Source organism: Serratia sp. BNK-23, from assembly GCF_047456145.1.
Classification (GTDB): Bacteria; Pseudomonadota; Gammaproteobacteria; order Enterobacterales; family Enterobacteriaceae; genus Serratia; species Serratia nematodiphila.
This window is the reverse complement of record NZ_CP179900.1, coordinates 1,736,930-1,752,801: the sequence shown is the minus strand read 5'-3', so window position 1 is coordinate 1,752,801 and position 15,872 is coordinate 1,736,930. Positions and strand designations below refer to the sequence as shown.

Below are 15,872 nucleotides of genomic sequence, written 5' to 3'. Positions count from 1 at the left end.
ATCACGCCTCCTCCGCCTGGATAATCCCGTCTTCGGCGCGGATTTCGCTGTCGGGCGGAAGGTGGGCGATCGCGAGCGCAATGGCCTGAAAACGGCGTCCTACCGCAACGATGGTCTCCTGAGCTATCTCGTGAGAATCATAAAACAGTGAAATGGCGAGCCGTTCCGCTTCGGGGAACAAGCACAGCACCGTCTGGTGGTTGCTGCCGCTGACGATATCCGTCACCTGGAACGTAAACGGCAAGCGCGGATCCTTCTGCGGTTGCGGCATGTTTTCAAACACAAACAGGCTGCCGAACGGCGAAGTGGGCACCCATTGTTCGTCGTAGCGGTTCAGTTCGGAAAAGGCGTACTTCTGCCTCAGCGTCTGGGAATCCGCGATATCGGCCAGCAATGCATAAATGGGCCGGCGGCGAATCGCCTGCAGGCGCAGCACCGGGCTGGCGACACACAGGCCAAACAGCGTCTGCACCTGCTCAATGTCCGCCGGGCGCTCGCTCATGGTCGTGCCGATCGCGATATCGTCACAGGCCAGCGCTTCGGCCAGCGCCAGCATCCAGGCCAGCTGCGTCAGTTGATTGACCGTGATCCCCTGGCGCCGGCAAAACGCGGTGAGGCTTGCCACCTGTTCCGCGCTGAATTCCGCGCCATATTGCCGCATGCGTCGCCCATGCGGCGCGGCATCCGGCGCAGCGCTCAACGGCAAACGTTGGTTGACCGGCGCCCCGCGCAAATAGTCCGCCCAGAACGCCTGCGCTTCGGGATCGTCGCCGTGCGCGCGCACATAAGCGGCGAACGGCTCAAATCGGTTAATTTCCAGCGCCGGCGCGCCCCCTTCCAGCAAGGTGAGGTAGTCGTTGAACCAGTGTTCGAACAGAACGCCGAGGGACCAACCGTCGAACAAGATATGGTTAAAGGTCTGCACCAGATAGTGCTCATCGGCGTTCAACTTGATCAGGCGCCAGCGGATCAACGGCGGCGCATCCAGCTCAAACGAGGTTTCTCGTTCCCGAGCCAACAGCGCTTCCATCCTTTCTTCCAGCAAGGACGGCGGCGCGTCGGTCCAATCCTCGATCGCAATCGGCGCCTGCAGCGTCTCGCAGATGAAGACGTTGGGCCGCCCACGGCGGGTTTGATCGCCAAACCCGGCGCGCAGCATTTCAAATCGCTGCAGCGCCAGCGACCAGGCCTGGTTCAACACCTCCGGCTGCAGCGGGCCGGCCACCTCATAAACGGCCTGATCGATCTGATACTCGCGGTTAAGCCGGTTGAAATACATCAATTCCCGCTGCGTGACCGTAGCCTCGAAAACGGCGGCGATGCGATGACGTTGCTGCCAGCGGTCCAACTCGGCGAGGCTGACGTTGGCATGGGGGAAGTCCCCCGGGCTGGCGAGGCGAACGCCCTGGCTCGCCTCGTGGCAACAGTGTGCGACCAGCGCCGACAGGCTCTCCCGATAGTGCGAACCGATCCGGGCCAGCGTCGCCTGCGGCAATAAGCCCGACATCACGATGCTCAGCCGGTCGCCGTGCACGTAGAGCACCAGATCCAGCACATTGTCGCTCGCCGGCAGCGCGCCGTTTTCCAGATCCGCCGTTTGGTCGATCAAGGCCCACAAGGCGTCGTCAGTCTGTTCGTTAAAGACCCCGAGATAGTTGAATGAAATGGCCGGCAAGCGGTGGCGCCGCAGGCAGGCTATCGCTTCGTCGTCCGACGCTGAACCGTATTTCAGCGCCGAATAGCCGATGCCGTGATCCGGCATCTTTCTTAATGCGTCCTTGATGGCGCGCAGCGTGTGTTTTGGGCTCTGATGCGCGGTGATGCGCAAAGGCAGTAAGGCGGTGAACCAGCCGACGGTGTCGTCGAGCTGGATCTTATCGTCATTGATATCGCGGCCATGGTGTTCGAGCGTCAGGTAACTGTCCGCACGGCCATGCCAGGCCTGCAACACCGGCGCCAGCGCCGCCAGCAACACATCGCGGGTCGAGGTGCGGTAGGTCTGATGACAGCTGTCCATCAACAGCGTCGTCAACGCCGCGTCGCACTCGAAGCGGCAAAACGCCGGACTCTGCGCCCCCTCGCTGAGCGTGGCGTAATCGGGTTGCCCGGCGATCATCGCCAACCAGTAAGCGCATTGGTCATGCCGGCTCGCCGCGTAGTGCCTTAACGTCTCGCCCCACTGCCGGTAGCTGGTGCCTTTCGCCGACAGCGATTCCCCCTGATGCAACCGTCGCATGTCTCTGACGATGATGCGCCAGGACACCACGTCGATGATCAGATGATGGAATGCGCAGAACATCAGCGCGTAGCCGGGCGCGCTGCTGTCGAAAATGTAGACGAAGCGGCACAGCGGCCCTTCTACCGGATCAAACCCCGATTGCCATTGATGCAGAAGTTCGGCGCGGCTTTGGCGACAAAGCGCCAGGTCATAGTATCCCCATGAAGGGCCGCCGTCGGCCACCGACAGATAGCGCTGCGCGACCAGCGCGCCGGCGTCGTCGGCGCTAAACCGCGCGCGCAGCATGTCATGGCGCGACGCCAGCCCGTTCACCAGATCGGCCACGCGCTCGGCGGACATCGGCGGCACCCGCACCAAAAAAGTCTGGTTGAAGAAGGCGCGATGTTGCGGCGGCTGCTCGTTGTACCAGCGCTGAATCGGCAGCAATTCGAATTCGCCCTGCAGCTCGCCCTGTTCATTGAGCGGCGCAATCGCCTCCCGTTGCTGCAAAATGCGCTTGGCCAGCGCCCGCGCATTCCGGGTTTCGAACACCGCACGCGAGTTGCTGTGATAGCCCGACTTGCTCAATTCGCTGGTGAACACGATGCTTTGGATCGAATCGCCGCCCAAACGAAAGAAGTCGTCATCCACCCCTACCCGTTCAACGCCGAGGATCTCCGCCCACAGGGCGCAAATCAACGCCTCCAGCGCGTTCTGCGGCGCGGCATATCGCTCGCCTTGCGCGAATTGCGGCGCGGGCAGCGCCGTGCGATCCAGCTTGCCGTTCACCGTCAGCGGTATCTCGTCGAGCGCGACATAGCTGGACGGCACCATGTAATCCGGCAGGATCCGCTCCAGCCGGGCGCGCAAATCGGCAGCATCCAGCGGCTCGCCCCGCGCCATCAGCACATAAGCGGCAAGGCGCTTGCTATCGCGATGGACGACATCCACCACGACGCATTTCTCGACGCCCTCCAGCGCATTGATCGTATTTTCTATTTCGCTGAGTTCAATTCTGAAACCGCGGATTTTTACCTGGCAATCGTTTCTGCCGAGATACTCCAGATTGCCGTCGCGCAACTCTCGCACCCGATCGCCGCTTTTATACAAGCGTCGCCCGTTCAGCGTAATGAAACGCTCTTGCGTCTGCTGCGGCTGGTTGAGATAGCCGCGCGCCAGCGCGTCTCCGCCGATATACAGCTCGCCGGCCAGCCCTGGCGGCAACGGCTGCAGCCAGCGATCCAGCACATGAAGTTCGCGCCCCGGTATGGCTCGCCCAATCGGGATGCTGCTGCGGGTTTCGTCCGCCGCGATGGCGTACATCGTGGTGAACGTGGTGCATTCCGTCGGGCCATAGCCATTGATGACCTGCTGCGGGCGGTTGGCTTGCCGCACCAGGCGCTGCATCAGCGTGGCGGTCAGCGCCTCCCCGCCCACCAGCAGACAGCGCAGCCCGGCGAACAGGTCGGGGTGACTGAGGTAAAGATGATCGAACAGGCTGCGCGTCGCCCACAGAATCGATACCTGCTGCCGACGCAGCAGGGCTTCCAGCTGCGGCACATCGCCGGCGATATCCTCCGTGTCGCGCACGACGACCAATTTGGCGCCGTTGAGCAATGCGCCCCACACCTCGAACGTCGCCGCATCGAACGCCGGGCTCGAGAGGAAGAGCAACGCGTCATCGGGCGTGACAGCGATGCCGGACGCGGTCGCCAACCCGCACATCGCGTGTTGCTCGAGCATCACGCCTTTCGGGGTCCCCGTCGATCCCGAGGTATAGATCACCGCGCCGAGCCGGTCGGCGCCGGTGACGGCCGGCAGATTCTGCCGCTCGTGCGGCAGGCGGTTCAGATCGCCCAGCGTGAGGACGGACACGGCGTGCGGCATCATCGCCGCCAGCGCCTCGGCGACCGATTGCAGGCTTTCCCCGGCGATGAGCACCGGCGCGCGCGTTTCTTCGAGAATATGCCGAATGCGCGCCTGAGGATAATTGCAGGAGAGCGGCACATAGGCCGCACCGGTTTTCAGCACCGCCAGCAGCGCCACCACCATTTCCAGGCTTTTCTCGCTGTACAGCGCAATCAGCGTGTCCGCCTGGGGAGCGCCCCCGGTCAGCGCTTGGTAGCGGAGCGTAATTTCGCGCGCCAGGCTATTCGCCATGCCGTTCAGCTCACGGTAGCTGACATACAGCCCCTCAAACTCCAGCGCAATCTTATCCGGATAACGCAGGGCGATCGCCTCAAACCGGGCGCTGAGGGTTTCTCTCGGCAACGCGGGGGCCGCGTCGTCATCTGGCGGCATGTCGGCGGCGGGATAAAAGGCGAGGTGGCGTAAAGGCGCGTCAGGCGCGCGCATCGCCGCTTGCATCAAGCGCATGAAATGTTCCGCGCAGTCGCGCATATCTTCTTCGTCAAACATGTCCTGACGAAAACGCAGCCGGAACTGCAAGGCATCGCTGTCGGCCCGATCCTCATATTCCAGGGAAAGCGACGCGCTGGCCATATCGTGGTTGGCTTCAAACAGCGGCGAAGTGGCGCAATCGGCCAGCGCCAAGGCCGCATCGCGCAGGTTGGTCTGGGCAAAGGAAATCGGCAGCGCGCGGATCCCCAGCGCCTGCACCACCTGTTGCGTGGGCAGTTGGTTAAACCGTTGGCGCGAGTGCGGCACCGCGGCGGTAATAAACGCCAGCGCGCGTTGATAAACGGCGGCGAAGCCTTCGCCGTCACGCAGCGAGAGGGGCATCACGCTGGTGTTTACATGTCCGCCAAGCGCAAATCTTTGCCCCTTTTTTATCGACACCGGATAGCTGATATAGACCGTTTCCTGATTGCCGCTGCGCGCCATCAAGATGCCCCACAGCACCAGCAACGCCAGAAAGTCATTCATTCGCCGTATTCCCGCGCCCTGCGTCAGCGCTTTCCATTGCGCTTTGGGCACCTGGAAACGCAGCTCGGCCGCCTCATCGTTTCGCACGGCGCCGCTTTTCTCGAAGGGCACGTCTATCGCGCCCAAATTTGCCGCTTCGGCCCGCCAGTGCGCCAGCGCTCCGTCGGCGGCCAGTTGTTCCACCTCGCGCTGCAGCTGCCGGTTGATGGCGGCAATCTCGGCCGCCTCGAGGCGTGTCGATAACCGCTGTTGACCATAGTACTGGCTCACCAATGAGAAAAACTCGTCGGAAGACGCGCCGTCGATCACCAGATGATGGCCCACCAGCGCCAGGGTATAGCGCCCCGCCCCCTCGGCGAAAAGCGCCCAACGATAAAGCGGCCCGCGGTAAATGTCGAAGGGCTGGCGAATCACTTGGGTCAGCAGCGTGCGGTCCGTGTAATGCTGCAAAGGATGGATTGCGTCATTGCGACGCCAATACAGCTCGCCATTCTGTTCATGAATATGGCTGTTCAGCAGGACATGATCTTGCACCAGCGCATTCAGCGCAGCTTGTAATCTGATGGGATCCAGCGCGCCCTCAATACGCTGCAGCACCAATACGTTGTAATTACAGCCTTCTGGATGGCGGTCATATTCATCGATAAAAACTTTTGAATAGGGTGATACAGGAATCTCTTCCATGACAAACACTCCATTTAGAATACACGTGCCCTGCTTAACGGCGATCCATGCGGCATACCCAAACCTCTTTCGGCATCAGCTCGCTTATCTTTTCTGAGTAATAACCGATCAGCATGTTGATGCGCTTTTCTGCAATGACCTCCGCCGCCTGAGCGCAAATCGACTTGTAAAAACCAATAGGGATCATCACTTTGCAACGGCTATGCAGGTGCCGACAAACGCCGATGGCCCAGGAAAAACACTCCCTGGAAGGATTGGAAATATCCAAAAGTTCGGCACACTCACTGGAACAGCCAATCACAGCGTAGAGATTGCCTTTATTGATATAATGAATTTTATGATACAGAGGATGTTTTTCAATATATTCAAATGCGCGATGATCTTTTTCTCGCCCCAGATTATTGATAAAACTGGCCTGCCGCGCTTGGCCACCCTCGGTAAAACGAAAGGCCATAAACTTATCAGGCTTTAAGGTTAATTCGACGAAAGGATAGATTTGCGTATTGGTGGTTAAATACTTTCTGAAAATCTTTTCATAAACTCTGATCTTCCTGTCATCGGAAAAGCAGATATCCGCCGCCACATCCGAACGCTTAGCCTGCAAGAAAAAGTCTTTCAAGACGGTGGAAGATTTGACCTGACGGTGGATCCCAAGATCGCCAAGCATATTGACATTAAAAGACAATTCATTGATTTTAAAAGGATAAAAACTGGATACAAACATCCCGAGATAACGTTCTTGATCCTTGTAAAATATGCCCGTTTTTTCCATCGGCGCCCCACAATGCGGATCGAGCAAATGCTTCCAGTGCAGGAAACGCTCCCCGCCCAAATCTCTGCCATAAAGCTCCTGCAATAATTTGAAATGATTATGAGAAACCGCTTCCCTCACAAAGACAGCCATGTTTTATCTCCCTATAAAACCGATTCCATGCTAGGCGGAAATCAATAAAAGATGACCGCTCAGCGCCGCTTATAATACGGCGCCGGACCGTTCGCTTCCTTTCCCTGATTAACAAGAGTCGCTGTGCATTTTTAACCAGCGCAAGAATTCAATATTATTATCGATGTTCAGTTTTCTCATGGCCGAACGTTTATGAATACTCACCGTTTTCGGGCTGATGCCGAGCAACATCGCCGTTTGGTTTTGTGAATAGCCCAAATGGATCAAACGGCACACTTTCCCCTCGCTAAAGGTCAACTGGGTACGGCAACGCGGGCAATAGCTTGAAACCAAACTATTTTTCTTGCGATAGCAGAACATGACCTTGTCCACGATCGCCGCCACGCTGTCTTTGCGCGTAATACTTCCGGCCTCCAAATTGCAATGAATTTTAGGGAATGTCTTTTTATGCTCCAATATTGAAAAATAGAGCGGAATAGAAGAAAAGTTGCCCTGCAAAAGCTGGGTATGGCAAAAATTTATGGACACCCGCTTGTCCGGCGCCCTGAATATGATGTTGGCACGTTCTTCTCCCGTGATCTTGGCCTTAATGCCATTCGTGAGAAAACCTTCTTGCAAGGCAAGACTCAACCCCAGCTTGAAGAATTGATTTTTATCCACAATAGCGATATTGACGCGCTCCATTAACAAACCTCCCTTTTGACTACGCTTGCTCACTCTCCTTACTGCAATATCATTGCTGTGATTATTTTTTGTTTTAACGTGCTTTTTAATAAAAAAGCGTTATAGGCGAAGCAAAAAAGACCTTGCCTCGCAAAAGTGCATTTTATATATAGGGTTATATAAATCATCTGCCCTGGAGAGCATACAAAAGCAAGACGCGGTAAGCTGCCGCGCTTCGCAAGGGAAATTGTTATCGTAAGATATATTTATAAGGCATCATTGCCATCAGCATCACGGTGCTAAGATTTTTCTCTGATACGTTAATTTTACTCCAAGAGCGCAATATATCCAGATAAATATCGAAAAAACACATAATATAGAACATAACATTGCGCGACATTGATTGTTAAGAGAATCCGTTTACGCATTAGGAATTTACTTATGATAAAGGCAGGATAATGCTTTTTTCGCACGAGGCGGTGGGGTCATCGCAGACCCTATTAAACAGAGTATAACCATATTCATTTTATTGTAAAAAAATTGCATAAAAAAAAGCTACACTTTATGGCAGTAAGTGATTCCCGCCCTTTCATGTAGACGGCAACAAAAAAGAAGAAGGCGAACCCATCGGCCGCCCGCGCAAGAAATGCCTGGTAGGGGTAACGATTTTTCAGGAGTGATGCGCAGCGCAGAAAGATAACGCGGCATCGTTGACGAGCGGGATGATTTATATTTTTTTTATCCTCATCAATTTTTTAGCCTCCAGGCAGGAAACCAACCCGAGGTGATCTTTTTTTAGCTGCTTGTCGCTCCCAAGAGGAAGAATGACTTTGAACGTTTGCAACTTACCGTGATTATTATAGATATCAAAGACTATCACCGGCGGGCCATAACCCAGGATCATGCAGTCTAAAAACCGCAGAACGGCGCAGCCCAAGCGGCTCCTGGCCTCGCGGATAATTTTATCCGCAAGCTCATCATACCGGAAAGGTCTTTCCGGCGTCGTCAATACCTTCATAAGGTCTCCCTTCTGGTATATATCATTCCGATTTAAAATAATAACTTCATAAAACCGCCGCCGTTCAAGGCGAGTGAGATATAAAAATCCAGGCTTCGGCAATATATAATCTAACGATGCAAAATCAATCTAACAAAAAACACAATAGTATAAAAAAACAGCGCGAGTTTTATTGAAAAAATGACCTGATTTGCAATAATGAAATGGCCTGAAGTAAAGGGCTAACTGAAAAAGGAGTTTCAATCATGAAAGAACTATCCGCAGTAGAAATTGAACAAGTTAACGGTGCTGGTTTTTTTGGTGACGTAGGCACACTGATTGGCAGTGCGGTAGGTACAGGTATTGATACCATTTCCGCGATTGCCGGTGTTAACCCGGATGCCAAAACCGTTGTCGGCACCATCGGTAAAGGTATTGGTCTGGCTGTCGATGCGCTGATTTCCAGCGGATTGCAGATCATCTCTAAACTGTAATAACAACTCATAATCATCCCTTCCTATTTTTTAATTCGCTTCATTTTAAGCACCTTCGCGGGTGCTTTTTTTTACTTCAAAGAATCAAAAAATAGATAAGGTCAGAAAAACCAATATCCAAAAAAACAAGCTGGGTATCACCATGATAAAAAAACCCATGCGTTTATTGGCGTTTTTGAGCATCCAGTCATAGATCATCGCACCACTCCTTGTGAATACCAGGAGGCATTTCCGCCTCCCGGTATTTTATCCATCAAGTTGTTGATTACAGTTTCGGCACTTTGGAAAAGAAGTCCGCCATTTCGTGCGGGAACCCTTTCGCAATCGCCGGACGAAGATCGTCCATGGAAACATTAAAATCTTTCGGCTGCTCGCTGGTTTGCATTTTTTGGTGTGCGTTCACATTCGATTGCAGACCATTAAAAATGCCCTTCATATTGCCGAACATATCATCGCAAGATTTTGTCACGTTACTCATGACCGACTTGGCCGCATCCGGCCCCGACATTTGAATATTGCTGACGCCTTGCATAAACGGTTGACTCAGCGACGATTGGGAGTTGGTGCCCAAATTGCCGCCGGCCTTCATGGTTTCTAAAATTTTGGCTGGATCTAACATGTTTATCACCTCTTTACGGTTGTGTTTACATCGCTTTCGGGCACGAGAATCCTCGCAACGCCCGTGACCAAAGTGGGAAATCTTTCATCGTCGAGCGCAATTCCAGTTTGAGCACGCCCACCACCGACGACATCGACATCGTCAGCTCTCGCCTGTCGCTGGCGAGCGGCACGGGATTGCTGGCGTCGAACATCCGGAACAAGGCCCAGGGCCCGTCGAAACTGGCGACCTGGATCTGGCCGGTGCCGGTGCGGAAGGTCAGTCGAACATAGCTGCCGCCTTTCGGGCCCGGCCAATCGATACGGGTAGGCTGGCTGAAACCATGGCTGTAGTTAATCACCTGCCCGTCGATATCCAGGGTCGCTTCCGTAATGGTCGGGGTCAGAGACAGCGGCCTGATGAACATGGAGAAGGACAGCTTGTCGCCGGCGGTGAAGAAGGTATCGCGGATCAGGCGGGCATTTTCAAACGCGCCCAGCGTGCTGGCATTGACGATCCCCTCTGAACCCGGTTTGGCATTCCATTTCTGCGCGTTGACGTCCACATAAGGGGCCAGGTTCTCATCGAAGAACTGCTGCATCGCGCCGCTTTGGCCAAACATGCGCGAGAAGTCCTCGATGCCGACCTCCGCTCTGGCGTTGCGCGAGAACGGATAACGCCCGCTGATGCTGCTCTTGCACAAGCCGGAGGCCAGCGACGAAGCGCCTTTGCTCAGGTTCTTCTGGCTTTGCTGAATCGTCTGGCTGTCCCCGACCTGCAACAGATCCATCATCACGCTGCGCACCGGTTCCGGCTGGCGCGCCGCATCCAGCTGCAGGCGCTTCAGCGTGCCCCCGGCGGGCACCACCTGGCCGCCGCGCAGCGAGGTGGACAAGGTGGTCAACTGGCTGTACAGCGCTTCGAAACTGCGGCTCAGCGGATCGTTGCTGGCGTTGGTGGTCTGCAACAGCTGATAGCCCAGACGGCGCAGCAGCTCGAAGCGATCTTCCACCGCGCGCTCTGGCGTGAGACGAAAACGCGCGCGCTCGCCGGAAATCTCGCCCAGAATGTCGCGCCGCTGCTGCTCGATGCGGTTGCGCTGGCGATCGAACCAGCTTGCCGCATCGCCCTGGTTGGTGCCGGTCATGCTGGTTTCGCGCGCGGCGAAACGCACCAGATTGGCCAGTGGAGAAGAAGGATCGGACAGTTGACGCGCCAGGATCGCCGCATCCTCAAGCCCGTTGACCGGCCGGGCGCGCACGTCGCGCATGAACGCATCCCATTTGTCGGCATACTCGATGAGGTAAAGCTTCCTCGCCTCGTCGGCCAGCTTCTGCGCCGAGGCCAGCGAGTTCACCGCGTTTTTCCCTTCCCCACTGTCGCGCAGCACCCAGGACTCTTCTTCGATCATGTCCTTGGCGGCGTCATCGAGCTGCGCCAGGAAAACGTCGCGATAGCTGGCGCGGGTATAGAACCCCGGCACGGCGGTATCGGTGACCGTCGCCTGGCTCTTGCGGCGCAGCATCAAGGAGACGTTCGGTCCGGCGGCGTCGGCCAACGAAATATCGTTGATCGCCGCCGGCAGCGGTTTCTCTTCGATGCGGCGCACCACCCGCACCTGCATCGGAATGTTCATCGCTTTCACCCGCGCCAGGCGCAGCAGATCGCCGTTCATCTTCATGACCGGCGCGTCCGGCAAAGAGAACATCTCCCGCAGATGGTAAGCGAAGATGCCTTTGTTCATGTCGGTGTAACCCTGCGGCATAAAGGTTTCCCAGCGCGCCATGAACCAGTCGACCAAGGCTTCGGCGGAGCGATGCGAAGGTTCGCCCATCATCAGGTACACTTTCAGGGTGCCGTAGACGTCCTTGTTGGACGCCGAGACGTCATTCTTGAGTTCGTCCGCGATATAGTTTTCCACCGCCGGCCAGAAGATCTGCAGCAAATGGCGTTGGTAGGTTTTTTGCGCCGCGCTGTTGATCAGCTTGTGCTCGAAATAGGGATTCGGCACCGGCGACACTTCGCCGCCCAATTGCGCGTTCATGTAGCCCAGCTGCTCATAGGCGGAAATGACATCGTCGCTGACGCGGTTAGTCACCGGAATTTCCCGCACGATGCGTTTTGTCTCATCGAAGCGCGCCGCAATGTAGGAGATGTAATCGCTCTCCCACAGGTAACGCATCGCCAGCAGATTAAACGAGACCGCCAACAGAATGAGCACCAGCACATAGCGGCCCAGGGAGCTCATGCGGCTGCCGAGCGGCCTGGCGTGCGAAGACTGCTGCATCACCCCGCGTTCTTGCCGGGCGTAATCCAGCTCCGGGTGATAAATGCGCCCGGTCGGGCGAGCTTCATAGATATCCGCCGCTTCCGCGTTGTAGATCGCCCCCTGCGGCGACAAGGCGATGGTGCTGCCCAGCCACACCTGCTGCAGATGGCAGGCGTAGCCCACCGGCGTTTGCGGGAAGATCTGCTCTAACAGGGAATACAGCGGGTTGCCCAGCGACCCCAGCGACTCGGTGAAGAACAGCAGCTGCTGGCGGTTTTGGCCGTCCGGCGCATCGTGCAACAGTTCGAGCACGTGATGGCTGACGCGCGCCACCATCTCCCGGTAGAGGGTTTCATACTGTTCGAAGGGGGTTTCTCCCTGTTCGGCGCGGTTCAGGCTGAACCCCATGCCTTTTTGCAACAGATCGTCGCCCAGCATCGACAGGAAGGTCTCGCCGCCGACCAGTTGATCGAGGTGGCTGATGGTAAGATAGACCGGCAGCTCGCTGCGGAACCACGAGGCCATCTCCAGCAGGCGCACGCGCAGCGCGTCGGCGACCGACTTTCTCTCCGTCAGCGAGGCGTGCAGCAACCAACGCGCATCAAGACACAGCATGATGCCGTCGATGCCCGGATGGCGGCGATGGCGGCGGATCAGTTTGAACAGGGTGTCGCGCGCCCTGGCGCCCTCTTCCCCCAGGCCGTTCAACTGCAGCCATTCGCCGGAAGTGTCGACATACACCGAATTCTCCGCCAGCCACCAGTTGCAATCCTGGGTCGGCCCGACGTCCACCGTCTGCTGCAGGCCATAGTGCTCGGCCAGCAAGAAGCGTTCGCCGCTTTCGCCGATCAGCGAGGTTTTGCCGCTGCCCGGCGGCCCGATGACCAGAAACCACGGCTTTTCGCTGACGTAACGGCGCGTCAGGCGGTATTTGAAGCGCTGCCAGGGGGTGCGCTGCTTCGCCGTGCCGACGTACTGCAAGGTGCGCAAAGCGTCGTAAAAGCGCGAGGTCACGCGATCTCGCTGGGCGGTCTTGCGTTTGGCCGGGGCCGGCGCTCGCGCGTGGCGGAACACCCAGGATAAGAACGTCGCCACGAACGGCCACAGCGCCCAGCACAGGATCAGCGCGATGATGATGCCCCTGACCCAGACCGACAGCAGCGGCCGATAGGTGCCGATGGCGATCAACGGCCCAATCCACCACACCACCGCACACAGCAGCAAGGCAATCACCAATATGAATGATCTACGTATCATATAATTTCCTTATTATCTCTACGCCGGCGGATGTCTTAGTTATCCTCGGGGACCTCGGCGGCTACCCCTGCCTGATTTAACGTTGCAGACGGTGAAGCCATCTCCCTCTCGCCGATTTTCCAAAGGATGTCCACGCGGCGGTTGCGGCGGCGCCCTTCTTCCGTCGCGTTGTCGTCCAGCGGCTCCTGATCGCCCTTGCCGACCGATGTCACGGTGCGGTTGTATTTACTGTTGGCCAAGGATTCGCGCAGCTTGTCGGCCACCGTCTGCGCGCGCGCCTCGGACAGTTTCAGGTTGGAGTTGTTGGAGGTGTTGCGATACGGTTTGTTGTCGGTATGCCCGATGACCTCCAGATCGCCCGGCCACGGCGCCAGCGCTTCCCCCAAACGCTCGATGTTGCGTTTCTTTTTAAACTCTTCCGACAGCTTCGACTGCCCGGTGGCGAACGCGCCGTCGGAGGTGAAGATCAACAGCCAGCCGCGCGGATCGGCGCGCACCTCCAGCCACCCTTCGCTGAGGATTTGCGGCAGCGGCTGCGGCAGCGTCTCCATGATGTTGATTTTGCGCGGCTGCGGTGGCGTCCAGGCCAAAATGGCGTTGCGCAGCGCGCGGGACTGATCGTGCAGATACCAGGCGGCCGAGGCATACGCCAGCAGCGCGATGGCCAGGCCGTAGCACAGCAGCTTCAGCGGCGTGATGCGGGTCGCCTTGCGCACCACTTTGCTCGGCTCGGCATCGGCCAGCGTCTGCGTCGGGTTCTGGCTATACAGATAGCCGTCAAGACGGTTGCGCACATCGGCCAACAGCACAGCGCCGCGTTCCATCACGTGATATTGCCCTTCGAAGCCCAGCGACAGGATCAGATCGTAAAACGCCAGGATCTCCTTGTTGCGCGGCGAGGCGGCCAGATAGGCCTGCAGATGCTCGAAGCACTTTTCCCCGCCCCAGGCGTCGCGATAAAACTCCACCAGCAGGCTGAGATTCAGTTCGCCGGATTCGAGCGTGCTCATGCAGCACTCATCCACGTAGGAGCACAGCAGATAGGCCAGTTTGTCCACATCGCTCGGCGCGATGTGATCCGCCAGCAGCGTCTGCTGAAATTGTTGGATCTCACGCACGATCTGCGCGCGCACCGCGCCCGGATTCAGCTGTTTCTGATCGCGCACCCGCTCCACCTGCAGCAGGACCGGGATGGCGGCGGCGATCAGCGGGTTGTCCCAATGGCCCATCATCACGCCGGGCTTGCTCAGCGCGGCGCGGCCAAACAGCCCGCTCGAGGTCGGCGCCGCCTCGGCCGGGCGCTCGCCCGGCGCGGGCTCGCTGCTTTCCGGCGCAACGCTTTCCGCTTCATAAGGCTTGGGTTCGGGGGGCGTCGCCACCCCGGCGCTTCCCGGCCGCAGCTTGGCGGCCAGCGCCCGCGCGCCGAAGGACAGCGCGGCGATCTCCGCCGTCGTTTTGCCCACCGAGCCGGACGCGGGAAGGCGCGGCGTCGCGTTGTTGCGCGTTACCGCCATCGCCTCGCGTATTTTTCTCTCGAATTCGTTCATCCCACCCTCCCTTGCCTTAATCCCCAGACGTCAAAACGCAGGTCGGGGAAATCACCCACGATGCTGAGCGCCATCGCCGAGCCGGCCATCATTTCCTTATAAATCGGGTCGGCATGATCAACCTCGAAATAGATGCTGTTCGGGTAATACGGTATGTGCCGCGGCGGCGAAGCCATCGGCAACAAGCGAGCGCCCGGTAATTGCAGATCGATCAGCTGAATGATTTTCTCGACCGGCCCCAGTTTGACCTGCGCGGGGAAATACGAGCGCAGATGCTCGATGGACAAACCGCAGCTGACGGCGAACACCAGTTTTTCCAGGCGCAGCTGCGAATCGTTCGGGCACAGATAAATGCTGTCGCCGCGATCGACAAACGGCAACGCCACCGCCGGCGCTTCGATCACCAGCGACAGCGCGCGGCGAATCGAGGCGAAGAGCTGGAAGTAGCAGTTGTGCGGCTCATCGTGCAGATACACCAAATCGGCCCGATCCCAGAGGCGTTCGCCGCCGGGAATGATGCTGAGCCGCCCCAGCAGGCTCAGCAACGTGTCGAACAGGGTTTCAGGATGTACCTGCGGGCTGGCCAGCAGTTGGCTGATGCGCAAATTGAACTCGCTCAAGGTTTGCAGCAACAGCAACTCCAGCAGCTCGGAAAGCCCGCCGATCGTCATATGCACGTCCGGGCGGAAAACCGACTCCAGACGCTGGCTGATCAGCCCAAGCAATTCGGTGGTGAAAGCGGGCAGCCAGCCGATGGCGCGGAAATCCAGCATCGGCGGCAAGGCGCGCTCATCCAGCAGCACCCGACGATCGCTGGTCAGCTCGCGCACGAAACCGACCGGCAGCACGCTTTCCGCGCTGCTGACCGCGTCCTCCAGGCTTAGCCGCGTCACCAGGCTGCCCAGTTGCATCGTGCACACGCGCGGCGTTCCCTCCAGGCTGACGCCGTGGTTGCGATCCGGCACCTCGGCGTCCATGGTGCGAAAACGGCTGCTTTTTCGCGCATCCTGGATAAGATCGATCTGGGCGTTGCCGGCGATGTCCATCAGCACGGACAGGCACACCACTTTCCCCTGGCAGCCTTCTCCCAGCACCAGCGGCGGCGGCAGCGGTATATCCTCAGGCATGCTGAACGCCGTGCCGTCGGGGAAAACGCCCTTGGCTTTCTTCAGCGCAAACTTGCCCTGTTCCAATAGCCCGTTGTCGATCTCCAGCGTCAGGAACCCCCAGGTGAAGGTTTCGACGCTGCGCAAGCGCGCTTCAATCAAGTGCTCGAAAAAACGTTCCTGCTGCTGGAAATGCTGCGGTTCCATCAACATGCCTTCTACCCAGGCGACGCGTTGTTTAGGTAACAT

General features: G+C 57.7%; 9 protein-coding genes. 1 reads left to right on the top strand and 8 read right to left on the bottom strand.

Annotated features, from left to right (window positions below):
• Window position 1 precedes the first annotated feature (1 nt).
• From ACMGF9_RS08200 to ACMGF9_RS08185, 4 genes are all read right to left on the bottom strand, one after another.
• A complete protein-coding gene (locus ACMGF9_RS08200; RefSeq protein WP_118891900.1) occupies window positions 2-5,788 on the bottom strand; it encodes a non-ribosomal peptide synthetase in 5,787 nt (1,928 codons plus the stop codon).
• A 34-nt stretch (window positions 5,789-5,822) separates the two neighbouring features.
• On the bottom strand, window positions 5,823-6,692 hold the full coding sequence (locus ACMGF9_RS08195; protein ID WP_004935313.1) for a hypothetical protein: 870 nt from the start codon (window positions 6,690-6,692) through the stop codon (window positions 5,823-5,825).
• Window positions 6,693-6,800: 108 nt separating this feature from the next.
• Window positions 6,801-7,376 carry a helix-turn-helix transcriptional regulator gene (locus ACMGF9_RS08190; RefSeq protein WP_004935315.1) on the bottom strand — a complete coding sequence of 192 codons (576 nt, stop codon included), beginning with the start codon at window positions 7,374-7,376 and terminating at the stop codon, window positions 6,801-6,803.
• Between the two features lie 706 nt (window positions 7,377-8,082).
• Window positions 8,083-8,373 carry a hypothetical protein gene (locus tag ACMGF9_RS08185; protein WP_004935318.1) on the bottom strand — a complete coding sequence of 97 codons (291 nt, stop codon included), beginning with the start codon at window positions 8,371-8,373 and terminating at the stop codon, window positions 8,083-8,085.
• A gap of 245 nt (window positions 8,374-8,618) precedes the next feature.
• On the opposite strand from ACMGF9_RS08185, the gene ACMGF9_RS08180 reads away from it, so the two are divergent.
• Window positions 8,619-8,846, top strand: a complete 228-nt coding sequence (locus tag ACMGF9_RS08180; RefSeq protein ID WP_004935320.1) for a hypothetical protein — start codon at window positions 8,619-8,621, stop codon at window positions 8,844-8,846.
• A 265-nt stretch (window positions 8,847-9,111) separates the two neighbouring features.
• Here ACMGF9_RS08180 and ACMGF9_RS08175 read toward each other — a convergent pair whose 3' ends face one another.
• Genes ACMGF9_RS08175 through tssK form a run of 4 tightly spaced genes read right to left on the bottom strand, consistent with a single transcriptional unit; the run spans window position 9,112 to window position 15,872 of the window.
• Window positions 9,112-9,465 carry a DUF6277 family protein gene (locus ACMGF9_RS08175; RefSeq protein WP_033632662.1) on the bottom strand — a complete coding sequence of 118 codons (354 nt, stop codon included), beginning with the start codon at window positions 9,463-9,465 and terminating at the stop codon, window positions 9,112-9,114.
• A 25-nt stretch (window positions 9,466-9,490) separates the two neighbouring features.
• Entirely contained in the window at window positions 9,491-12,970 is a 3,480-nt protein-coding gene (tssM, locus tag ACMGF9_RS08170) for a type VI secretion system membrane subunit TssM (protein WP_031300672.1), read from the bottom strand.
• 35 nt (window positions 12,971-13,005) lie between these two features.
• Complete coding sequence (icmH, locus tag ACMGF9_RS08165; RefSeq protein ID WP_004935328.1) at window positions 13,006-14,517, bottom strand: type IVB secretion system protein IcmH/DotU; 1,512 nt, start codon at window positions 14,515-14,517, stop codon at window positions 13,006-13,008.
• The gene (gene tssK, locus ACMGF9_RS08160; RefSeq protein ID WP_004935332.1) at window positions 14,514-15,872 is read right to left on the bottom strand and encodes a type VI secretion system baseplate subunit TssK; all 1,359 of its coding nucleotides are present in this window, start codon (window positions 15,870-15,872) and stop codon (window positions 14,514-14,516) included. Before tssK ends, icmH begins: the two co-directional genes overlap by 4 nt.